Origin of the sequence: Pseudoduganella lurida (assembly GCF_007830455.1) — a bacterium.
Classification (GTDB): Bacteria; Pseudomonadota; Gammaproteobacteria; order Burkholderiales; family Burkholderiaceae_D; genus Rugamonas; species Rugamonas lurida.
On record NZ_VLLB01000001.1, the window covers coordinates 446,497 to 468,020 of the forward strand.

The 21,524-nt window shown below is 67.6% G+C and carries 17 protein-coding genes; 13 read left to right on the plus strand and 4 right to left on the minus strand.

Annotated elements, in window-relative coordinates:
- Positions 1 to 19: 19 nt before the first annotated feature.
- The gene (aroC, locus tag IP91_RS02020; protein ID WP_145647097.1) at positions 20 to 1,126 is read right to left on the minus strand and encodes a chorismate synthase; all 1,107 of its coding nucleotides are present in this window, start codon (positions 1,124 to 1,126) and stop codon (positions 20 to 22) included.
- A gap of 251 nt (positions 1,127 to 1,377) precedes the next feature.
- On the opposite strand from aroC, the gene IP91_RS02025 reads away from it, so the two are divergent.
- Complete coding sequence (locus IP91_RS02025) at positions 1,378 to 3,618, plus strand: EAL domain-containing response regulator (RefSeq protein WP_145647098.1); 2,241 nt, start codon at positions 1,378 to 1,380, stop codon at positions 3,616 to 3,618.
- Positions 3,619 to 3,643: 25 nt separating this feature from the next.
- Here IP91_RS02025 and IP91_RS02030 read toward each other — a convergent pair whose 3' ends face one another.
- A complete protein-coding gene (locus IP91_RS02030; RefSeq protein ID WP_145647099.1) occupies positions 3,644 to 4,105 on the minus strand; it encodes a CBS domain-containing protein in 462 nt (153 codons plus the stop codon).
- 187 nt (positions 4,106 to 4,292) lie between these two features.
- Positions 4,293 to 5,663 (minus strand): YihY family inner membrane protein, encoded by a 1,371-nt coding sequence (locus IP91_RS02035; protein WP_145647100.1) that lies wholly within the window; start codon positions 5,661 to 5,663, stop codon positions 4,293 to 4,295.
- Positions 5,664 to 5,711: 48 nt separating this feature from the next.
- Here IP91_RS02035 and wrbA point away from each other — a divergent pair, with 48 nt between their 5' ends.
- The 10 genes from wrbA to IP91_RS02085 are packed head-to-tail and all read left to right on the plus strand — an operon-like array spanning position 5,712 to position 17,629.
- Complete coding sequence (gene wrbA / locus IP91_RS02040; protein ID WP_145647101.1) at positions 5,712 to 6,323, plus strand: NAD(P)H:quinone oxidoreductase; 612 nt, start codon at positions 5,712 to 5,714, stop codon at positions 6,321 to 6,323.
- Positions 6,323 to 6,736 carry a DUF2069 domain-containing protein gene (locus IP91_RS02045; RefSeq protein ID WP_145647102.1) on the plus strand — a complete coding sequence of 138 codons (414 nt, stop codon included), beginning with the start codon at positions 6,323 to 6,325 and terminating at the stop codon, positions 6,734 to 6,736. The genes wrbA and IP91_RS02045 overlap by 1 nt, the downstream gene beginning before the upstream one ends.
- A gap of 3 nt (positions 6,737 to 6,739) precedes the next feature.
- Positions 6,740 to 8,146, plus strand: coding sequence for an FAD-binding oxidoreductase (locus IP91_RS02050; protein WP_229473745.1), 1,407 nt, complete (start codon positions 6,740 to 6,742; stop codon positions 8,144 to 8,146).
- Positions 8,143 to 8,568 (plus strand): DUF4124 domain-containing protein, encoded by a 426-nt coding sequence (locus IP91_RS02055; protein ID WP_145647103.1) that lies wholly within the window; start codon positions 8,143 to 8,145, stop codon positions 8,566 to 8,568. Before IP91_RS02050 ends, IP91_RS02055 begins: the two co-directional genes overlap by 4 nt.
- A 5-nt stretch (positions 8,569 to 8,573) precedes the next feature.
- The gene (locus IP91_RS02060) at positions 8,574 to 11,153 is read left to right on the plus strand and encodes an FtsX-like permease family protein (protein ID WP_145647104.1); all 2,580 of its coding nucleotides are present in this window, start codon (positions 8,574 to 8,576) and stop codon (positions 11,151 to 11,153) included.
- Positions 11,153 to 12,229 (plus strand): lipocalin-like domain-containing protein, encoded by a 1,077-nt coding sequence (locus tag IP91_RS02065; RefSeq protein WP_145647105.1) that lies wholly within the window; start codon positions 11,153 to 11,155, stop codon positions 12,227 to 12,229. The genes IP91_RS02060 and IP91_RS02065 overlap by 1 nt, the downstream gene beginning before the upstream one ends.
- A 42-nt stretch (positions 12,230 to 12,271) precedes the next feature.
- Positions 12,272 to 14,119, plus strand: a complete 1,848-nt coding sequence (locus tag IP91_RS02070) for an ABC transporter transmembrane domain-containing protein (protein WP_145647106.1) — start codon at positions 12,272 to 12,274, stop codon at positions 14,117 to 14,119.
- Positions 14,112 to 15,203, plus strand: a complete 1,092-nt coding sequence (locus IP91_RS02075; protein ID WP_145647107.1) for a threonine aldolase family protein — start codon at positions 14,112 to 14,114, stop codon at positions 15,201 to 15,203. The genes IP91_RS02070 and IP91_RS02075 overlap by 8 nt, the downstream gene beginning before the upstream one ends.
- Positions 15,200 to 16,603 carry a DEAD/DEAH box helicase gene (locus IP91_RS02080; protein WP_145647108.1) on the plus strand — a complete coding sequence of 468 codons (1,404 nt, stop codon included), beginning with the start codon at positions 15,200 to 15,202 and terminating at the stop codon, positions 16,601 to 16,603. The genes IP91_RS02075 and IP91_RS02080 overlap by 4 nt, the downstream gene beginning before the upstream one ends.
- 54 nt (positions 16,604 to 16,657) lie before the next feature.
- On the plus strand, positions 16,658 to 17,629 hold the full coding sequence (locus tag IP91_RS02085; RefSeq protein WP_145647109.1) for a thymidylate synthase: 972 nt from the start codon (positions 16,658 to 16,660) through the stop codon (positions 17,627 to 17,629).
- Positions 17,630 to 17,755: 126 nt separating this feature from the next.
- Here IP91_RS02085 and IP91_RS02090 read toward each other — a convergent pair whose 3' ends face one another.
- Positions 17,756 to 18,190 (minus strand): hypothetical protein, encoded by a 435-nt coding sequence (locus IP91_RS02090; protein WP_145647110.1) that lies wholly within the window; start codon positions 18,188 to 18,190, stop codon positions 17,756 to 17,758.
- A gap of 330 nt (positions 18,191 to 18,520) precedes the next feature.
- Here IP91_RS02090 and IP91_RS02095 point away from each other — a divergent pair, with 330 nt between their 5' ends.
- Positions 18,521 to 19,003 (plus strand): dihydrofolate reductase, encoded by a 483-nt coding sequence (locus IP91_RS02095; RefSeq protein ID WP_145647111.1) that lies wholly within the window; start codon positions 18,521 to 18,523, stop codon positions 19,001 to 19,003.
- Positions 19,004 to 19,174: 171 nt separating this feature from the next.
- Complete coding sequence (locus tag IP91_RS02100; RefSeq protein WP_145647112.1) at positions 19,175 to 21,433, plus strand: arginine/lysine/ornithine decarboxylase; 2,259 nt, start codon at positions 19,175 to 19,177, stop codon at positions 21,431 to 21,433.
- Positions 21,434 to 21,524 lie beyond the last annotated feature (91 nt).

Below are 21,524 nucleotides of genomic sequence, written 5' to 3' on the forward strand. Positions count from 1 at the left end.
CGTCCAGCGCGCCGCCATCCTACTTGCCCAGGCGGGCGATATCCGGCGTGGCCACGTGCACGTCGCCACACTGGGCGCGGTGCATCAGCGCGTGATCGATCAGCACCAGCGCCAGCATCGCCTCGGCGATCGGCGTGGCGCGGATACCGACACAGGGATCGTGCCGGCCGAACGTTTCCACCGTCACGGGCTGGCCGGCGCGGTCGATCGACTGGCGCGGCGTGCGGATCGACGAGGTGGGCTTGATGGCGATCGACACCGTGATGTCCTGGCCCGTCGAGATGCCGCCCAGCACGCCGCCGGCATGGTTGCTGCCGAAGCCCTGCAGCGTGAGCTCGTCGCCATGCTCGGAACCGCGCTGGGCGACCGAAGCGAAGCCGGCGCCGATCTCCACCCCCTTCACCGCGTTAATGCCCATCATCGCGTAGGCGATGTCGGCATCGAGCTTGTCGTAGATCGGCTGGCCCAGGCCCACTGGCACGTTCCTTGCCACCACGTCGATGCGCGCGCCGATCGAGTCGCCGGCCTTGCGCAACTCGTCCATATAGGTTTCCATGCGCTCGATCAGGTCCGCATCGGCCGTGGCCGCGAAGAACGGGTTCGACGGCACGTGCGCGAAATCCTGGAACGGCACGTCGATGTCGCCCAGCTGGCGCATGCAGCCCGCGAACTCGGTGCCGTACTGCTCCTTCAGCCATTTCTTGGCGATCGCCGCGGCGCCGACCACGGGCGCCGTCAGCCGCGCCGAGGAACGGCCGCCGCCGCGCGGATCGCGCACGCCATACTTGTGCCAGTAGGTGTAGTCGGCATGGCCGGGACGGAAGCTGTCCGCGATATTGCCGTAGTCCTTGCTGCGCTGGTCCTCGTTGCGGATCAGCAGCGCGATCGGCGTGCCGGTCGTGACGCCTTCGTAGACGCCGGACAGGATCTGCACCGCATCCGGTTCCTGGCGCTGGGTGACATGGCGCGAGGTACCGGGACGGCGGCGGTCCAGCTCCGGCTGGATATCGGCTTCGGACAGCGCCAGGCCGGGCGGGCAGCCGTCGATCACGCAGCCGATGGCCGGTCCGTGCGATTCGCCAAAAGTCGTTACCGTGAACAGCTTGCCAAATGAATTACCGGACATGATGACCTGAAGGAGCGGGAGAAACCGGCAATTTTACCCTTTTGGCATCGATGCGGCCAGCGCCCGGCGCCGCGGCCGCCGCACGGGCTGCACCTGGCACAACATACTCGGCAATAAAGCACTCCACGGCAACGATTCTTGTGAGAAATTCATTGCCGTCGCTTTATAATCACTTCGCTGGCAAACGAGCAATCCGCAATCTATCCGCTATATACTGGGTACGGGAAACGGCCCATTCTGGAGAAGGACGCATGCCCCCATCGATCACGCCCCCCGTCGCGCAGGCGCCGGAGCCGGACGATCTCGTGTTCCTGGACGAGCCGTCGGCGCCCCTGGCAGGCGCCGCGCCCCATGCCGTCTGGCGCGTGATGATCATCGATGACGACGAAGACGTGCACTCGACCACCACCTTCGCGCTGGGCAACCTGGACATGCAGGGCCGCCCGCTGGAATTCGTGCACGCCTACTCCGCCGCCGAGGCGCGCGACAAGCTGCAGCACGAGCGGGACATCGCCGTCATCCTGCTGGACGTGGTGATGGAGCACGACGATGCCGGCCTGCACCTGGTGCGCCACATCCGTGAAACCCTCAGGCTGGCGGACGTGCGCATCATCCTGCGCACCGGCCAGCCCGGCTACGCGCCCGAAATCGATGCCATCCGCGATTTCGACATCAACGACTACAAGACCAAGTCCGAACTCACCCGCATCAAGCTGTACACCACCGTCACGGCGGCCATCCGTTCCTACGAACAGATCTGCCGCATCAGTGCCAGCCACCGGGGGCTGAACCGGATCGTCCAGGCCAGCACGTCGATGATGTCGCTGCACGGCGTCCGCAGCTTCGCGGCCGGCGCGCTGGACGAGGCAGCGGCGCTGCTGGACCAGCCCGCGTGCGGCCTGCTGTGCGCGGAAGGCACGGACGGCATGGACGTGATCGCCGCCTGCGGCCCCTGGGCCCGCCGCGAGGGCAGCCGCTTCGGCGCCGGCGGCGACAGCATGCCGCCCCTGCTGGCGCGCGCGCTGGCCGAGCGGCGCAACCTGTACGACGACGATGCGGTGGCGCTCAACCTGTCCGGCAAGACACGCCGCGCGTTCGGCGCCCTGCTGGGCGTAACGCGCCGGCCGTCGGACCTGGAGCAGCGGCTGCTGGACGTGTTCGCCGCCAATGTCTCCGTCGGCCTCGACAACGTCGAGCTGATGACGCACCTGCACGATGCGGCGTTCTACGACACGCTCTCGAAGCTGCCCAACCGCACGCGCCTGATCGAGCTGCTCGATGCCACGCTGGCCAGCCCGGCGCGCCGGGAAGCCACGCTGTGCCTCGTCGACCTGGACCACTTCGCCGAAACGAACGACGCGCTGGGCCACGAATTCGGCGACATGCTGCTGGCCGCCGTGGCGGGCCGACTGCAGGACAGCCTGGACCGCCAGGCCACCGTGGCGCGCATCGGCGGCGACATCTTCTGCGTGCTGGGCGACGCGATCCAGGTCCACCCGGGCGGCATCCTGGCGCTGTTCAACCAGCCCTTCGACATCGAAGGCCAGACCGTGCAGGTCACGGCGACCTTGGGCCTGGTGCGGCTGGCGGAACACGACGGCAGCGGCACCGATGCGCTGAAGGATGCCGACATCGCCCTCAAGCGCGCCAAGACCCAGCAGCGCTCCGGCCACTTCTATTTCACGCGCAGCATGGGCGTGGAGATCCGCGAGCGGGTGCGCATGATGCACGCGCTGCGCTCCGCCTTCAGCAAGCACGAGCTGTTCCTGATGTACCAGCCGCAGATGGACCTGACGACACGCCGGCCGGTCGGCGCCGAGGCGCTGCTGCGCTGGCGCACGGCGGACGGCAAGTTCGTCTCGCCGGACCGCTTCATCCCCATCGCGGAATATTCGGGCCTGATCATCGACATCGGCGAATGGGTGCTGCGCACCGCCTGCGCCGAGCTGGTACGGCTGCGCGCCGCGGGGCACGAGGATTTCACCATGTCCGTCAACGTCTCGCAGGTGCAGTTCCGCCACCCGCAGTTCCTCCCGATGCTGCGGCGCGCACTGCAGGACACGGGCGCGCCGCCGCACTTCCTCGAGCTGGAGATCACCGAATCGATGGCGATGGAGGAGCCGGACCTGCTGGCCCAGATGCTGGCACAGGTGAAGGAAACCGGCGTGCACATCGCCATCGACGATTTCGGCACCGGCTTCTCGTCGCTGTCGCACCTGCAGCGGCTGCGCGTGGACCGGCTGAAGATCGACCGCGCGTTCGTCACCGAGATCACCGGTTCCTCGCGGGGCAGCAGCATCGCCGAGATGGTGATCCAGCTGGGGCGCAACCTGGGGCTGTCGATCGTGGCGGAAGGCGTGGAGGACGAGCGGCAGGCCCAGGTGCTGTACCACCTCGGCTGCCCGCTGGCGCAGGGTTTCCTGTTCGCCCGGCCGATGGCGGCCGGCGAACTGGAAGAATGGCTGCGCGGCGAAGAAGCCCGGCGGGCCTAGTGCCAGCGCAGCGCGGCGTTCGTGTTCAGTGCGCGCGGTCGGCCGCTTCGTCCTCGGCGGGCCAGTCGCGGATATAGGCCTTGAGCATGCGGTTCTCGAAGCTCTGCGCTTCCAGCACGGCACGCGCCACGTCGTAGAACGAGATCACGCCAAGCAGCGTCTTGGCGTTCATCACCGGCAGGTAGCGCGCGTGCTTCTCCAGCATGATGCGGCGCACCTCGTTCACATCGGTATCCGGCGTGACGGTGATCGGGTGGTCGTCCATGTGCCGGCGCACGGTACCGCCGCCGATCGTGCCTTCGTTGGCGTGCAGCGCCTTGAGCACCTCGCGGAACGTCAGCATGCCCACCAGGTCGCCGTATTCCATCACGACGAGCGAGCCGATGTCCTTCTCGGCCATCGTGTTGGCCGCTTCCACCAGCGGCTGGTCCGGGGTGATCGTGTAAAGGATGTTGCCCTTCACTTGAAGGATTTCTGAGACTTTCATGGTGGCCGTCCTGTCCGCTGCTGCCGTGCAGCTCAATGAGTCGGATGCAAAGATGCGATGCAAATTCAAACGAGCAAATCGAACGCCGTGCGTTGGCGTTCAATCCCAGGTCATGGGGCAATGTAGCGTATGCCCGTCAAAAAAGCCAGCGCGCACGGGCAACGGGTGTGAGCGGGGCCACCGCGGATCAGCCGCAGTCGAGCGGCCCGAAATGCTCGGCCAGCGTGCGGCCCAGCCCACCCTCGACGGCTTCCTCGACCTGCCGGGCCAGCCGCGCCGCCTCGATGCGGGCCTGCACGTCGCGCGGATCGTCCGATTCGTTGGCAGCGCCGGCGTTGACGGCCATGCCGCCGAACACGAACTGGCGGTAGACATCGGCCAGCGTCAGCTGGTCGGCATTGGCCAGCAGCACCCAGCCGTCGCCGGGATCGCTCACATGCTTGCCGAACTGCACACGCGGGACGGCCTCGGTACGCACCCGGCCAACCCAGCCCTTCTCTTCCATCTGCTCGAGCAGCGTCTCCATCTCGTCGAAGCCGAGCCGGGTGCGGGCGCGGATCGTCGCCATGTCGACCAGGGCCGTGTCACCGCACACACTCGCCACGTGCAGCACCTTCAGCACCGCCATTGCGTCGACGAAGGCGGCGCCGGGCGCCGGCTCGTACCACCAGCGCTCGTACTTCACCACCGGCAGTGCGGCGGCCAGCAGGGCGCCCAGTAGCGTGATCATCCACGACACATACACCCACAGCAGGAACAGCGGCAGCGCGGCCAGCGCGCCGTAGATCTTCGAGTACGTGGGAAACTGCGTGATGAACACGGCGAAGCCCCGCTTGGCCAGCTCGAACGCCAGGCCGGCCAGCAGGCCGCCGCCCAGCGCATCGCGCCAGTCCACCACCTTGTTCGGCACCACCATGTACAGGAACGTGAACCCGGCAGTGGTCACCAGCACCGACACGATCGCGTAGAACAGCGTGCCGAACACGGCACCGACAAGCGTGGACGTGGCCGAGAAAAAATAGGCCGACAGCGTGATCGACACGCCCAGCAGCAGCGGGCCCAGCGTGATCAGGGCCCAGTAGACCAGGATGCGCCGGGTCCAGCGCCGCTCGGCATTGACGCGCCAGATGCGGTTGAACACGCGCTCGATCATGCCCATCATGGCCGCCGACGTGACCATCAGCGTGACGGCGCCCACGGCCGACAGGCGCGTGGCCTGCGATGCGAACGTCGTCAGGTAGGACATGATGGTGTTCGAGATCGCCTTCGGCATCACGCTCTGGATGAACCAGGCTTCCAGCGCGCCCCGCAGCGTATTGAACATCGGGAAGGTGGTGAACACGGCCAGGGCGATGGTCAGCACCGGCACCAGCGCGAAGACGGTGGTGAACGTGAGGCCCCCGGCCACCTGCGGCAGGCTTTCCTCGCGCAGACGGCGCTGCGCGAACAGGCACAGGTCGCGCACCTCGCCCCAGGACAGCGCGCGCAGCGCCGCCACTCCCCTGCCGCAGCTGCGCGCAATGACTCCGACGATCGGCGAGACGTACTTCAAATGCACCTTCCTGTGCGCCCGTGGCACCCTGTAAAGCGTTCTATAATACCAACGATGAACGCGCCCAATCTGATTATCCTTGTTTTGTTCTATTCCCGGCACGGCGCCACCCGCAAACTGGCCGAACTGATCGCCCGGGGCATCGAGAGCGTGCCCGGTTGCGATGCCCGGCTGCGCACCGTGCCCGGCGTGTCCACCGTTGCGGAAGCCACCGCGCCCGACGTGCCGGCCGAAGGCGCACCGTATGTGGAAGCGGCGGACCTGCAGGAATGCGCCGGCATCGCCGTCGGCTCGCCCACCCGCTTCGGCAACATGGCATCGGCCATGAAGTATTTCTGGGACGGCACGTCGAGCGAATGGCTGGCCGGCACGCTGGCAGGCAAGCCCGCGAGCGTGTTCACCTCCACCGGCAGCCTGCACGGCGGCCAGGAATCCACGCTGCTGTCGATGATGATCCCGCTGCTGCACCACGGCCTTCTGATCGTCGGCCTGCCCTACACCAATCCCGACCTGATGACCACGTCCAGCGGCGGCACGCCGTACGGCGCCAGCCACTGGGCCGGCCTGGATGGCCGCAAGCCCGTCACGGACGAGGAAAAACGCCTCGCCGTCGCGCAGGGCAAGCGGCTGGCCGAAACGGCGCTGCGCCTGGCCGGAGGCCGCTGATGGCACGGGGCCGGCACAACCTCGCCTGGTGGGGCGCGCTGGCCAGCGTGGCCGTGCTGATCGCCTGGTGCCTGGCCTGGGAACTGGTGCTGGCGCCGCTCCATCCGGGCGGGTCCTGGCTGGCCCTGAAGGCGGCACCGCTGCTGTTTCCACTGATCGGCGTGATCAAGCGCGACCTGTACACGCTGCAGTGGTCGTCGATGATGATCCTGGCCTACTTCACCGAAGGCGTGGTGCGCGGCTGGAGCGACAAGGCCATGCCGTGGCTGGGCTGGGGCGAGGCGGCGCTGGTGCTGGTGTTCTTCATCTGCGCGCTGTGGTACGTCCACCCGTACAAGCGCGCCGCGAAGAAGGCCGCGCAGGAGCTACTCGACAAGGTGGCGCGCGGCCGCAACGGCCAGGGATTCAAGTAAGCCGTGAGCGCCTTCCTGGACAATTTACGGGCGATCGTCGGCACAGCGAACGTGCTGGACGGCCCGGCCGACATGGCGCCGTTCCTGCGCGACTGGCGCGGCCGGTACACGGGCCGCGCGCTGGCCGTGCTGCGGCCCGGCACCGTCGAGGAAGTGGCGGCACTGGTGCGGGCGTGTGTTGCGGCGGGCGTGCCGGTCGTCCCGCAAGGCGGCAACACGGGCCTGGTGCTGGGCAGCGTGCCCGATGGGCAGGGCAATGCCGTCGTGCTGTCGCTGGCGCGGCTGAACCGAGTGCGCGCCATCGACCCCGTGAACCGCACGATGACCGTCGATGCCGGCTGCATCCTGCAGAACGTGCAGGCGGCGGCAGCGGCTGCCGGCTGCCTGTTCCCGCTGTCGCTGGCATCCGAAGGCACCTGCACGATCGGCGGCAACCTGTCATCGAACGCGGGCGGCACGGGCGTTCTTCGCTACGGGAACGCGCGCGAACTGTGCCTGGGCCTGGAAGTGGTGACGGCGGCCGGCGACCTCTGGTCCGGCCTGACCGGCCTGCGCAAGGACAACACGGGATACGACCTGCGCGACCTGTTCATCGGCGCGGAAGGCACGCTGGGCATCATCACGGGCGCGGTGCTGAAACTGTATCCGGCGCCGAAAGCCTCGATCACCGCACTGGCCGCATTGCGGTCGCCCGCGCAGGCATTGCAGCTGCTGTCGCTGGTCCAGGACCGCGCCGGCTCCAGCCTGACGGGCTTCGAACTGATGTCGGCCTACTGCCTGGCACTGGTGGCAAGACATTTTCCCGCGCTGCCGCGGCCGTTCGCGGCAACCCATCCCCAATACGTGCTGCTGGAGCTGTCCAGCAGCGAGTCCGAGGCGCACGCCGTCGGCCTGCTGGAATCGGCCGTGGGGGCCGCGCTGGAAGGCGGCATCATCGACGACGCCGTGGTGGCCACGAGCGAAGCGCAATCGCGCGGCCTGTGGCAGGTGCGTGAACACATCTCGATGGCGCAGGCGGCGGAGGGCAAGAACATCAAGCACGACATCTCGCTGCCCGTCTCGCGCATCGCCGACTACATCGCCAGCACCGAACCGCGGTTGCAGGAAGCCTTTCCCGGCTGCCGGCTGGTGTGCTTCGGCCACCTGGGCGACGGCAACCTGCACTTCAACGTGGCGCCGCCGTCCGGCATCGACAACGAAGCCTTCCTCGTCAACCAGGAGAAGGTCAACCGCGTGGTGCACGATGCGGTGGCGGCCTTCGGCGGCTCGATCTCGGCCGAACATGGCATCGGCGCGCTGAAACGCGAGGAGCTGGCGCGCTACAAGTCGCCCGTGGAACTGGCGCTGATGCGCGCCATCAAGCGCGCGCTCGATCCGCACAACCTGATGAACCCGGGGAAGATCCTGTGAACCGCCTGCCCTTTCTGGTCGCCGCTTCGTTTGCCTTGCCCGTCCACGCGCAGATCTACAAGTGCGCGCTGGAGGGCAAGCCCGTCACGTATTCGGAGGCGCCCTGCGAGCGTGGCCGGGAAACCGTGCTCGCCTCGCCGGCTGCGCCCGCGCCCGATCGGGTGGCAATGGGCGAGCTGAAACGCCTGCAGGCCGAATCGAAGAAGCTGGAGAAGCAGCGGCTCGCGCAGGACGCGCGGCAGGACCGGGAAGATGCGGCGCGCCAGCGCATGGCCGCGCAAAAACGCCAGCGCTGCGACAAACTCAAGCTCGCGCAGAAGTGGGCCGAGGACGATGCCCGCCGCGCGTCGCCGCAAGCGGCGGAAGCAGCCAGGCTGCGTGCCCGGCGTGCCGGCGAGCGCCACGACGTCGAATGCGCGTAGGTTCGATGCAGACATCCGGTCCCTCCTCGCTGCAAACGCTCTCCCGCTGGTTACTGCTCGGTGAATGGCGCGCCCACCCGGTGCGCACGCTCACCGCCGTTGCCGCCATCGCCGTCGGCGTCGCCCTCGGCTTCGCGATCCACCTGATCAACGCCGCCGCCTTCAACGAATTCTCGGCGGCCGTGCAAAGCCTGTCCGGCCAGGCCGATGTCCAGGTGAGCGGTACCGAGCCCGTGTTCGACGAAGCGATCTACGGGCGACTCGCGGCGCGGCCCGGCGTGGCCATTGCCTCCCCGGTGCTGGAAATCGCCGCATCGCTGCCGGGCGGCACGCAGCCCCTGAAAATCGTCGGGCTCGACGTCTTCCGCGCCGGCTACATCACGCCGGACCTGATCGGCGCGCCGGCCAGCAGTGACGCGGCCGACACGCTGGCCGACGATGCGCTGTTCCTGTCGCCGGCCGCGCAGCGCTGGCTGGGCGTGCAGCCCGGCGACCGCGTCACGTTCCAGCGCGGCACGGGCGAACTGACCCTGCGCGTGGCCGGCTCGCTACAGCGTGCCCGCGTGGGCCAGCAGCTCGGCGTGATGGATATCGGCGCCGCGCAATGGCGCTTCGACCGGGTCGGCAAGCTGTCGCGTGTGGACCTGAAGCTGCGCGATGGCGTCGACCGCAACGCCTTCCAGGCAGCCCTCGCGCAGGAGCTGGCGCGCGACTATCCGGGCCGCTTCCAGGTGGGCCGGCCGAACGACGCGAACCAGGAAAGCCGCAACAGCAACCTGAGTCGCGCCTACCGCGTCAACCTGAGCGTGCTGGCACTGGTCGCCCTGTTCACCGGCGCCTTCCTCGTCTTCTCCACGCAGGCGCTGTCCGTGATGCGCCGCCGCAGCCAGTTCGCGCTGCTGCGCGTGCTGGGCCTGGAGCGGCACCGGCTGCTGCGCCAGGTGCTCATCGAAGGTGCCTGTCTCGGCGTCGTTGGCGCCGGTCTCGGTATCGCCGGCGGCTACGGCATCGCCGCGGTGGCGCTGCGGTTCTTTGGCGGCGACCTCGGTGCCGGCTACTTCGCGGGCGTGCAGCCGCAGGTGCAGTTCACGCCGGTTGCCGCATTTGTCTATTTCGCGCTCGGCGTCGGTGTCGCCCTGCTCGGCTGCCTGACGCCGGCCTGGGAAGCGGCGCGCGCCACGCCCGCCATCGCACTCAAATCCGGTGCGGACGAGGTGGCGCTGCGGCGCCTGACCCGTCCATGGCCCGCGCTGGCCGCCCTGGCGCTGGCCCTGCTGTTCTCCCGGCTCCCGCCGGTTTTCGAGCTGCCCGTGTTCGGCTACCTGTCGATCGCCCTGCTGCTGATCGGCGGCATAGCGCTGATGCCCCGCATCGCCGCGCTGGCATTCCGCTTTGCGCATGCGCGCTGGACTGCCGCCACCGCGCACCGGAGCGCCACTCCTGCCGTGCCGACCTTGACCCTGGCGCGGCTGGCCAATGCGTCCGGCCAGGCCGGCATCGCGCTGGGCGGCGTGCTGTCGAGCTTTTCGCTGATGGTGGCGATGGCCATCATGGTGGCCAGCTTCCGCGTCTCCGTCGACAACTGGATCCTGCAGGTGCTGCCGGCCGACCTGTACGCCCGTACCGCCAGTGCCGGCGGCACGTCCGGCCTGACGCCGCGCGAACAGGAAGCGATCCGCCAGGCGCCCGGCATCGCCCGCGCCGAATTCCTGCGTCTGCGCTCCGTCTCGATCGCACCGGACCGCCCGAACGTGGCGCTGCTGGCACGCGATGTCGATCCGGCCGCACCGGGACGTTCGATGGTGCTGGTGGGCGACGCCGTGCCGCAAACGGCCGGCAACCTGCCGCTTGCCTGGGTGTCGGAAGCGATGGCCGACCTGTACCGCATCCGCGCCGGCACCACGCTGGACTTGCCGCTGGCCGGGGCCAGCCGGCCGTTCTTTGTCGCCGGCATCTGGCGAGACTACGCGCGCGTGAATGGCGCCGTGGCCATCGCGCGGGGCGATTACGTGCGGCTGACGGGCGACGCCGATGTCAGCGACGCCGCGCTGTGGGTGACCAAGGATGCCAGCGCCGCCAGGGTGCAGGCAGCCTTGAAGGCGCTGCCGTTCGGCGCCGCGATCGACGTGACGGCGCCGTCCGAGATCCGCGCCCTGTCGCTGCGCATCTTCGACCGCAGCTTCGCGGTCACGTACCTGCTGGAGGCGATCGCCATCGTCATCGGCCTGTTCGGCGTGGCGGCCACCTTCTCGGCGCAGACATTGGCCCGCTCGAAGGAGTTCGGCATGCTGCGCCATATCGGCGTCACGCGCCGGCAGATCCTCGGCATCCTGGCCCTGGAAGGCGGCGCGCTGACGGCGCTGGGCATCGCCACCGGTTTCGTCCTCGGCTGGGCGATCAGCCTGATCCTCGTCCATGTCGTCAACCCGCAATCCTTCCACTGGACCATGCAGATGCACTATCCCTGGCCGCTGCTGGTCACTGTCGCCGCCGCGCTGCTGGCGGCCAGCATGCTGACGGCGCTGCTCTCCGGCCGGCAGGCCTTGTCGGGCGGCCCGATCCGCGCCGTGCGGGAGGACTGGTGATGCGTCTACTGCTTGCCTTGTTCCTGGTCCTGTGCGGCCCGCTGCTGGCGGCACCGCCGCAGTTCAGCGCCGTGACGCCGCTGACGGCCGCCAGCCCGCTGGTCTTCCCGCGCGACTTCGGGTCCCACCCTGCGTTCCGCACCGAGTGGTGGTATGCAACGGGCTGGCTGACGACGGCCGCCGGCAAGTCGGTCGGCTACCAGGTCACGTTCTTCCGCAGCCGTACCGGCGTGGACCAGGACAACCCCAGCGCCTTCGCGCCGAAGCAGCTGATCATCGGCCACGCCGCGCTGTCCGACCCGGCGCAGAAAAAACTGCTGCACGACCAGAGAAGCGCGCGCGCCGGTTTCGGCCTCGCGTTTGCCAGCGAGACGGACACGGACGTGAAACTGGACGACTGGCGCATGACGCGCGGCGCCGATGGCCGCTACCGCGTCAAGGTGCCGGGTGCCGACTTCACGCTCGACCTGGTGCTGGAACCCACGCAGCCCGTGCTGCTGCAGGGCGAGAACGGGTATTCGCAAAAGGGGCCGAAGGCCGGCCAGGCCAGCTACTACTACAGCAAGCCGCAGCTGCGCACCAGCGGCACCATCACCGAGGCCGGCGGCAAGCCGGTGGCCGTCAACGGCGTCACCTGGCTCGACCACGAATGGTCCAGCCAGGTCCTGGATGAAAACGCCACGGGCTGGGACTGGGTCGGTGCCAACCTGGACGATGGCGGCGCGCTGATGGCATTCCGCATCCGCGACCGGCAGGGCGGCCAGCTGTGGGCCCATGCCACGTGGCGCGACGCTTCGGGTAAGATCACGCATTTCGGCCCGGACGATGTGCGGTTCACGCCGCACACGCGCTGGCGTTCGCCGCGCACCAATGCCGAGTATCCCGTGGCGCTGTCGATCGGCACCGGCGGCGCCGTCTGGCAGCTCGATCCCCTGCAGCAGGACCAGGAACTGGACTCGCGGCGCTCGACCGGCGCCGTGTACTGGGAAGGCGCCGTCACGGTGCGGCGCGATGGCCGGCCGGTCGGGCGCGGCTACCTGGAACTGACGGGCTATGTGCGGGCCATGAAACTGTAATCGACGCAATAACACGACACGCAACCAAGAGACACAGCCAGCATGAGCGACAGCACCACCCGTAGCGCCACCGACACCGCAGCGCCCAGCACCAACCGCGACCTGAAGAAAGGCAGCCTGGCGGCCCTGCGCGGCCTGCTGCCCTTCCTGCAGCCCTACCGGGGCCGCTTCCTGATGGCGGGCATCGCGCTGGTCGTCGCCGCCGGGGCCACGCTGGCGATTCCCTATGCATTCAAGCAGATGATCGACCTGGGCTTCGGCGCGCACGCGGGCCTGCACAGCGCGGAGCGCGTCAACGAGGTCTTCGTCGCCCTGTTTGCCGTCGCCGTGGTGCTGGCACTGGCGACCGCCGCACGCTTCTACACGGTGTCGTGGCTGGGCGAACGCGTCACGGCCGATATCCGCAGCGCCGTGTACGGCCACGTGGTGCAGCAAAGCCCGGCCTTCTTCGAGACCACGCAGACGGGCGAAGTGCTGTCCCGCATCACCACCGACACGACGCTGATCCAGGCCGTGGTCGGCACCAGCATCTCGATGGCGCTGCGGAACATCCTGCTGTTTGCCGGCGGCCTCGTCATGCTGTGCATCACCAGCCCGCGGCTCACCGCCATCATCATCGGCCTGCTGATCCTGACGATCCTGCCGATCGTGATGTTCGGCCGCCGCGTGCGCAAGCTGTCGCGCGATTCGCAGGACCGCGTGGCCGATGCGTCGGCGATCGCCAGCGAGATCCTGAACGCGATGCCGACCGTGCAGGCGTTCACGCACGAAGACATCGAATCGAAACGCTTCGGCGCCACCGTCGAAAACGCCTTTGCCACCGCGATGCGCCGCATCCGCGCCCGCGCGCTGCTGACGATGCTGGCCATCGTGCTGGTGTTCGGCACCATCGTGTTCGTGCTGTGGCTGGGCGCGCACGCCGTGCTGCAGGGGACCATGTCCGGCGGCGACCTGGGCCAGTTTATCCTGTACGCCTCCATCGTGGCGGGTGCCATCGGCGCGCTGTCCGAAGTGATGGGCGAGGCGCAGCGCGCCGCCGGCGCCACCGAGCGGCTGCTGGAACTGATGGCCGTGCAGTCGGAGATCCGCGCGCCGGCCCAGGCGCTGGCGCTGCCGCCGCGCGCCGCCAATGGCGCCGCGCTCACGCTGGCCAACGTCACGTTCGCGTATCCTTCGCGGCCCGACAGTGCCGCGCTGGCGCACCTGAACCTGGATATCCGCCCCGGCGAGACGGTGGCCATCGTGGGCCCGTCCGGTGCCGGCAAGACTACGCTGTTCCAGCTGTTCCTGCGTTTCTACGATCCGCAGCAGGGCACCATCCGCCTCGATGGCGTCGATATCCGCCAGCTCGCGCTGCACGACTTGCGCGGCGCAGTGGGCATCGTGCCGCAGGATACGGTGATCTTCTCGGCCGACGCGATGGAAAACATCCGCTACGGCCGCGCCGATGCGACGGACGAAGAGGTCATGCGCGCTGCCAGGCTGGCGGCCGCACATGAATTCATCGAGCGCCTGCCGAATGGCTACAAATCGTTCCTGGGCGAGCGCGGCGTGCGCCTGTCCGGCGGCCAGCGCCAGCGCATCGCCATCGCCCGCGCGCTGCTGAAGAATCCGCCGCTGCTGCTGCTCGACGAGGCCACCAGCGCGCTCGATGCGGAATCGGAACGCCTGGTGCAGGCGGCGCTGGAAGTGGCGATGCAGGGCCGCACCACCGTCATCATCGCGCACCGCCTCGCCACCGTGCAGCGTGCCGACCGCATCATCGTGATGGAAGACGGCCGCATCGTCGAAACGGGCACGCACCGTTCGCTCGTGGCGCTGGGTGGCGTATACGCCAACCTGGCCGCGCTGCAGTTCCATAACGTGCACGTGGAGCACAGCCATGAATGAAGCCGACCTGCGGCAGCGCTGCCATACGGTGCTGCCCGGCCACCGGCAGCCGACGCCGGCGCAGACCTATGCGGCGATGGGCGCCTGGTGCGAGGCAAACGGCATTGCCCACGATGTGTACGGCGAAGGAGAACTGGTCCAGTCGCTGGAGCGCAAGGTGGCGGCACTGCTGGGCAAGGAAGCGGCCGTGTTCTGCATCACCGGCACCATGGCGCAGGCCACCGCGCTGCGGCTGGCCTGCCAGGACAAGGGCAGCCCCCTGGTAGCGCTGCATCCCACCGCGCACATCCTGAAGCACGAGCGGGGCAACCACCAGGTGTTCGGTCATTTCCAGGCGCTACAAGTAGGCAGCCCGTACCGCCCGTTCACGCTGGCCGAGCTGCAGGCGCTGCCGGACCGGCTGGGCGCCGTGTCGCTGGAACTGCCGGCCCGCGAGATCGGCGGCCAGTCGCCCACCTGGGACGAGCTGGCGGCGCTCAAGGCCCACTGCGCCGAACGCGGCACGCACCTGCACATGGATGGCGCGCGGCTGTGGGAGTGCGCTGCGTATTTCGAGCGCTCGTACGCGGAGATCGCGGCCGGCTTCGACACGGTCTACGTGTCGCTGTACAAGGGCATCGGCGGGCTGGGCGGCGCGGTGCTGGCCGGTTCGGCCGACTTCGTCGCGCGCTCTGCCGAGTGGTACCGCCGCCAGGGCGGCAACGTGATTCACCGTTCGCCGTATGTGGTGGCGGCGGCGATGCAGCTCGATGCACGACTCGCCGCGATGCCGGCGTATTTCAGGCGCACGCAGTGGCTGTATGAAGCGCTGCGCGACTACCCGCTGCTGGCGGTGAACCCCGCCGCGCCGCACGCCAACCTGCTGCATCTGCACCTGCCCGTCGACCGCGCGCGGGCGCTGGAGATCCGCAACGCCATCGCCGCATCGCACGGCGTGTGGCTGCACAACGCCGTGTATCCCGCGCAGCTGCCGGGCACGAGCTACACCGAATGGTACGTCGGCGACAATCTGCTCGACCTGCCGGATGCGGCGGTGCATGCCGCGCTGGCCGCCTGGCACGCCGCACTGAAAGACACGCAATGAGCTTCACGAACCTGAAACTGATCGACCCGCTGCTGCGCGCGCTGGACGAACTGGGCTACGACGAACCAACGCCAGTCCAGCGCCAGTCCATTCCGCCGGTGCTGGCCGGCCGGGACCTGATGGCCGCCGCCCAGACGGGCACCGGCAAGACGGCCGGCTTCGCGCTGCCTCTGCTGCAGCGCCTGACCATGGAAGGCGCCGTCGGCCCGCTCGGCGTGCGCTGCCTCGTGCTGGCACCAACCCGCGAACTGGCCGAGCAGGTCTACGAAAGCTTCCGCCGCTATGGTGCGCATGTACCGCTGCGCTTCGGGCTGGCCTACGGCGGCGTGCCCATCGAGCCGCAGATCGGCAAGCTGAAAAAAGGGCTGGACGTGCTGGTGGCCACGCCGGGCCGCCTGCGCGACTTGCAGCGGCAAGGCGCCTTGAGCCTCGGCCAGCTGCAGACGCTGGTGCTGGACGAAGCGGACCGCATGCTGGACCTGGGCTTTGCTGCCGACCTGGATGCCGTGTTTGCCGCGCTGCCGGCCCAGCGCCAGACCCTGCTGTTCTCGGCCACCTTCCCCGAAGCGATCCGCAAGCTGGCCGCCGAACTGCTGCGCGACCCCGTCTCCGTGCAGGCCAGTCCGGCCAATGCCGCGGCGAAGACGGTGCGCCAGAGCGTCATCACCACGGACAAGAAATCGAAGCCGGACCTGTTCCTGCACCTGCTGCGCAAGCAGAGGTGGGGGCAGGTGCTGGTCTTCGCCAAGACCCGCAAGGGCGTCGACCAGCTGGTCGGCACGCTGCAGGAGGCGGGCATCCGCGCCGATGCGATCCATGGCGACAAGCCGCAGCCGGCACGCCTGCGTGCGCTGGCCCGTTTCAAGGCGAGCGATGTGCAGGTACTGGTGGCCACCGACGTGGCGGCACGGGGACTCGATATCGTCGGCCTGCCGCTGGTCGTCAACCATGACCTGCCGACAGTCGCGGAGGACTATGTGCACCGCATCGGCCGCACCGGTCGCGCTGGCGCTTCCGGCGAAGCGATCTCGCTGGTCTGCGCGGACGAAGTGGAACTGCTGCGCGCGATCGAGACGGTGATCCGGCAGGTGCTGCCGCGGAGCGAGGAGCCGGGCTTCGAAGCCGAGCATCGGGTGCCTGCCACGGGCACTGCAGCACAGGCCGCCAAGCCTGCGCAAAAGAGCAAGCGGCCATGGACGCCGCCGCCCGCAGACGCCAATGCACCGCGCCCCGCCGGCGGTTTCGCCCAGCCGAAGGCCGAGCGCGCGGTTCCGCGCAAGCCGGCACCTGCCACGAAGCCGGTACCGAAAGGCGCCGTGTTCGTCGCGGCCGGGCGGGGTGCGAAATCCGCTGCAAAAGCTTCCCTCGCAGCAAAAAAGAAGGTCGGCCCCAAGCGGTGACATGATAAAATGGCAGGCTATGCGCCGCAGGCGCAAGCAAGACCGGAGATTCGCATGAAGCAGTACCAGCAACTGATCGAAACCGTCCTCGAGCAAGGAAGCTGGCAGGAAAACCGCACGGGCATCCGCACCCTGTCCCTGCCGGGCGCGATGATGCGCTTCGATCTGGCGCAGGGTTTCCCGGCCGTGACGACGAAGCGGCTGGCGTTCAAGTCCGTCGTCGGCGAACTGTGCGCGTTCCTGCGCGCCTCCAGCAGCGCCGCCGATTTCCGCGCCCTGGGCTGCAAGGTGTGGGATCAAAATGCGAACGAAAACGCGCAGTGGCTGGCGAATCCCTACCGCACCGGCGAGGATGACCTGGGTCCCGTCTACGGTGTGCAATGGCGCCAGTGGCCCGGCTACAAGCTGGTGGATGCGGCAGCAACGGCGCAGCGTGAGGCGGCCAAGGCCAACGGCTTCATCGAAGTGGGTCCAGTGGACGACAACGGCGCGGCCAAGGTGCTGTTCTACAAACCGATCGACCAGCTGCGCGAGTGCCTGGACACGATCGTCCACAACCCCGGCAGCCGCCGCATCCTCTTCCATGGCTGGAATCCGGCCGTGCTGGATGAAGTCGCCCTGCCCGCCTGCCACCTGCTGTACCAGTTCCTGCCGAATGCCACGACGAAGGAACTGTCGCTGTGCCTGTACATCCGCAGCAACGACATCGGCCTGGGCACGCCCTTCAACATCGCCGAAGGCGCCGCGCTGCTGCATCTGGTCGCGCGCCTGACGGGCTACACGCCGCGCTGGTTCACGTACTTCATCGCCGATGCGCACATCTACGAGAACCACCTTGACATGGTGCAGGAACAGCTCAAGCGCGAGCCGTTCCCGCTGCCGCAACTGGTGATCTCTGAGCGCGTGCCCGACTTCGCGAAGACCGGCCTATACGAGCCGGAGTGGCTGGAAAAGATCGAACCTTCGGACTTCAGCCTGGAAGGCTACCAGCACCACCCGCCGCTGACGGCGCCGATGGCCGTCTGATCAGCCGGCCGGCCCCATCGAGGCCACCAGCGTTCCAATCGGCCAGCGTGTCGGCCGCCACCAGATAGACCGTCATCGTGTGCTCTCCTGTGAAAGGAAGCACAGTCTGGCCTCTGACCAGCAGCGTCAATCCGCGTGCGAACGCAGGCTCTCGGCCCACAGCTCGGCGGCGCGCTTGCCACGGGTGCGCCGCAGGAATTGCGCGCCCTCTTCGGCCGTCACGTGCGCCAGTGCGGCGTCGTGGGTGGCGGCCATCTCGAACAGGAACAGGCCGCGGTCATCGTCCTCGGCCAGCAGCAGCCGGCCGTGCAGCAGTTCGGCGTGCGGGAACGGGCCGCCCGGCTGGGCCTTCAGGTGCAGCAGCACTTCCTTCGCCTGAGCACCACGCTGCAGCTGCGCTTCCAGTTCGGCCAGCTCCTGCAGCTCCGCCAGCGTCAGCGCATGCAGTGCCTGGCATTCCAGCGCGGCCAGGCGCATGCGGGTGGTGCGCTGGCGCCACTCGGCACCTGCCGGGCTGGCGAAGCGCACCGCGTCGGCCAGGGTGTCGGAAAAGGCCGCCATGGCCACGCGACAACCGATCGGGCAAACGCGCCGCGCCATCCGGTAAGTCATCGGTGCGGGCAAGCCGGCTGGCATGTTCAGCATGCCGCGATAATATTGCGAACCCATGGCGTCCTCCTTGAATAGTCCAAATCAATCGAATCACAAATCAGTAAAATCACTACTTGAACGAAGTTTGCCACGAAATCCACGGAAATTCCACAGAAGAAATAATTATTTCACTTTCAGCCAGCCGGTTGTGCTTTCCACACGTCACACGCCTGACGCAAAAATCGCCGATAATACGGCCCGTTCCATGGCCTTTTTCAGCACATTTCAATAACGCCCACAATGACGCAACTCTCCATCATCGTCGCCATCGACAGCAACCGCGGCATCGGCGTGCGCAACCAGCTGCCCTGGCACCTGCCGGAAGACCTGGCGCATTTCAAGCGCCTGACGACGGGTCATCCGATCATCATGGGCCGCAAGACCTTCGATTCGATCGGCCGGCCGCTGCCGAACCGCCGCAGCATCGTCGTCACCCGCAATGCCGGCTGGCGCCATGAGGGCGTGGAAGCCGTGCAGTCGCTGGAAGCGGCCGTCGCGCTGGTCGGCGACGCGCCGGCCTTCATCATCGGCGGCGCGCAGGTGTTCGATGAAGCACTGCGCGTTGCGGACACGCTGATCGTCACCGAGATCCACCAGGCCTTCGAATGCGACACGTTCTTCCCGTCCCTCGATCCCGCCGTATGGCAGGAAGCAGCCCGCGAAGCGCACGAGTCGGCAAACGGCATGAAGTTCGACATCGTCACGCTGGCGCGCCGGCGCTGAGCGCCATGTAACAAGGCGGGCGCTGGGTGGCGCCGCCGCACGGTTGACTGACGTACTATTTTTTCCACCTGAGCCGTACGATTTCTGCGAGAATCCCGTTCTTATTTTTTCAGCACCCCAGGCCGCTCCGGACACCATTGAACCGGGGCGGTTGTTCTTTTTGGAGACATCATGAAATTTCGTTTCCCCATCGTCATCATCGACGAGGACTTCCGCTCCGAGAATTCGTCCGGCCTCGGCATCCGTGCCCTGGCCGCGGCGATGGAAAAGGAAGGCATGGAGGTGCTGGGCGTGACCAGCTATGGCGACCTGTCGCAGTTCGCCCAGCAGCAGTCGCGCGCTTCCGCCTTCGTGCTGTCGATCGACGACGAGGAATTCGGCGCGGGCACCGTCGAGGAAACCGACCATGCGCTGAAATCGCTGCGCGCCTTCGTCGAAGAGATCCGCTATAAGAATGCCGATATCCCGATCTACCTGTACGGCGAAACGCGCACCTCGCGCCATATCCCGAACGACATCCTGCGCGAGCTGCACGGCTTCATCCACATGTTCGAGGACACGCCGGAGTTCGTGGCGCGCCACATCATCCGCGAAGCCAAGAGCTACCTCGATGGCCTGTCGCCGCCGTTCTTCCGCGCGCTGGTTCACTACGCCAATGACGGTTCGTACTCCTGGCACTGCCCCGGCCACTCGGGCGGCGTGGCGTTCCTGAAGTCGCCGATCGGCCAGATGTTCCACCAATTCTTCGGCGAGAACATGCTGCGCGCGGACGTGTGCAACGCCGTCGAGGAGCTCGGCCAGCTGCTGGACCACACCGGCCCCGTGGCCGCCTCCGAACGCAATGCGGCGCGCATCTACAATGCCGACCACTGCTACTTCGTCACCAACGGCACCTCGACGTCCAACAAGATGGTGTGGCACTCCACCGTGGCGCCGGGCGACATCGTGGTAGTCGACCGCAACTGCCACAAGTCGATCCTGCACTCGATCATCATGTGCGGCGCGATCCCCGTGTTCCTGATGCCGACCCGGAATCACCTGGGGATCATCGGCCCGATTCCGCTGGAAGAGTTCACGATGGAGTCCATCCAGCGCAAGATCGAGAACAACCCGTTCGCGCGCGACGCCAAGAACAAGAAGCCGCGCATCCTCACCATCACGCAGTCGACCTACGACGGCGTGGTGTACAACGTGGAAGTGCTGCGCGAAATGCTGGACGGGAAAATCGACACCCTGCACTTCGACGAAGCGTGGCTGCCGCACGCCACCTTCCACGACTTCTACAAGGACATGCATGCCATCGGCAAGGACCGCCCGCGCGCCAAGGAGTCGATGATCTTCTCGACCCAGTCCACCCATAAACTGCTGGCCGGCCTGTCGCAGGCCTCGCAGGTGCTGGTGCGCGAATCGGAATCCGTCAAGCTGGACAAGGACGCCTTCAACGAGGCGTACCTGATGCACACGTCCACCTCGCCGCAGTACTCGATCATCGCCTCGTGCGACGTGGCTGCCGCCATGATGGAAGCGCCGGGCGGCACCGCGCTGGTCGAGGAATCGATCCTGGAAGCGCTGGACTTCCGCCGCGCCATGCGCAAGATCGACGAGGAATGGGGCAAGGACTGGTGGTTCAAGGTGTGGGGCCCGAATTCCTTCGCCGAGGAAGGCATCGGCACGCGCGAGGACTGGATCATCCGCGCCGAGGACGACTGGCACGGCTTCGGCAAGCTGGCGCCGGGCTTCAACATGCTGGACCCGATCAAGGCCACGATCGTCAACCCGGGCCTGTCGCTGGAAGGCCAGTTCGCCGACTCCGGCATCCCGGCATCGATCGTCACCAAGTACCTCGCCGAGCACGGCGTGATCGTGGAGAAGTGCGGCCTGTATTCGTTCTTCATCATGTTCACGATCGGCATCACGAAGGGCCGCTGGAACACGCTGCTCACCGCCCTGCAGCAGTTCAAGGACGACTACGACAAGAACGCGCCGCTGTGGCGCATCCTGCCGGAGTTCTCGGCCGCCAATCCGCGCTACGAGCGCATGGGCCTGCGCGACCTGTCGCAGTCGATCCACGATTTCTACAAGGCGTATGACGTGGCGCGCCTGACGACGGAGATGTACCTGTCGGACATGATCCCGGCGATGAAGCCGTCCGATGCGTTCGCCAAGATGGCGCACCGCGAGATCGAGCGCGTGGCGATCGACGACCTGGAAGGCCGCATCACGTCCATCCTGCTGACGCCGTATCCGCCGGGCATCCCGCTGCTGATCCCGGGCGAGCGCTTCAACAAGACCATCGTCGACTACCTGCGCTTCGCACGCGACTTCAACGAGCGATTCCCCGGCTTCGAGACGGACGTGCACGGCCTGGTGAAACGCGAAGTCAACGGCAAGCGCGACTACTTCGTCGACTGCGTGCGCCTGGAAGATTAACGGTACTGCACGCCGTAACGCATCCACCGCAGGGCCGGCTCCGGCCCTGCGTCTTTCCTCCCCGTATCCCGCCGACCGCGTCGCGCGCGCG

Excerpts from the sequence above, each read along its gene's own strand:
- aroC (WP_145647097.1), bottom strand. The coding sequence starts at position 1,126 with ATGTCCGGTAATTCATTTGGCAAGCTGTTCACGGTAACGACTTTTGGC.
- IP91_RS02025 (WP_145647098.1), top strand. The coding sequence starts at position 1,378 with ATGCCCCCATCGATCACGCCCCCCGTCGCGCAGGCGCCGGAGCCGGAC.
- IP91_RS02030 (WP_145647099.1), bottom strand. The coding sequence starts at position 4,105 with ATGAAAGTCTCAGAAATCCTTCAAGTGAAGGGCAACATCCTTTACACG.
- wrbA (WP_145647101.1), top strand. The coding sequence starts at position 5,712 with ATGAACGCGCCCAATCTGATTATCCTTGTTTTGTTCTATTCCCGGCAC.
- IP91_RS02045 (WP_145647102.1), top strand. The coding sequence starts at position 6,323 with ATGGCACGGGGCCGGCACAACCTCGCCTGGTGGGGCGCGCTGGCCAGC.
- IP91_RS02060 (WP_145647104.1), top strand. The coding sequence starts at position 8,574 with ATGCAGACATCCGGTCCCTCCTCGCTGCAAACGCTCTCCCGCTGGTTA.
- IP91_RS02065 (WP_145647105.1), top strand. The coding sequence starts at position 11,153 with ATGCGTCTACTGCTTGCCTTGTTCCTGGTCCTGTGCGGCCCGCTGCTG.
- IP91_RS02070 (WP_145647106.1), top strand. The coding sequence starts at position 12,272 with ATGAGCGACAGCACCACCCGTAGCGCCACCGACACCGCAGCGCCCAGC.
- IP91_RS02075 (WP_145647107.1), top strand. The coding sequence starts at position 14,112 with ATGAATGAAGCCGACCTGCGGCAGCGCTGCCATACGGTGCTGCCCGGC.
- IP91_RS02080 (WP_145647108.1), top strand. The coding sequence starts at position 15,200 with ATGAGCTTCACGAACCTGAAACTGATCGACCCGCTGCTGCGCGCGCTG.
- IP91_RS02085 (WP_145647109.1), top strand. The coding sequence starts at position 16,658 with ATGAAGCAGTACCAGCAACTGATCGAAACCGTCCTCGAGCAAGGAAGC.
- IP91_RS02090 (WP_145647110.1), bottom strand. The coding sequence starts at position 18,190 with ATGGCGGCCTTTTCCGACACCCTGGCCGACGCGGTGCGCTTCGCCAGC.
- IP91_RS02095 (WP_145647111.1), top strand. The coding sequence starts at position 18,521 with ATGACGCAACTCTCCATCATCGTCGCCATCGACAGCAACCGCGGCATC.
- IP91_RS02100 (WP_145647112.1), top strand. The coding sequence starts at position 19,175 with ATGAAATTTCGTTTCCCCATCGTCATCATCGACGAGGACTTCCGCTCC.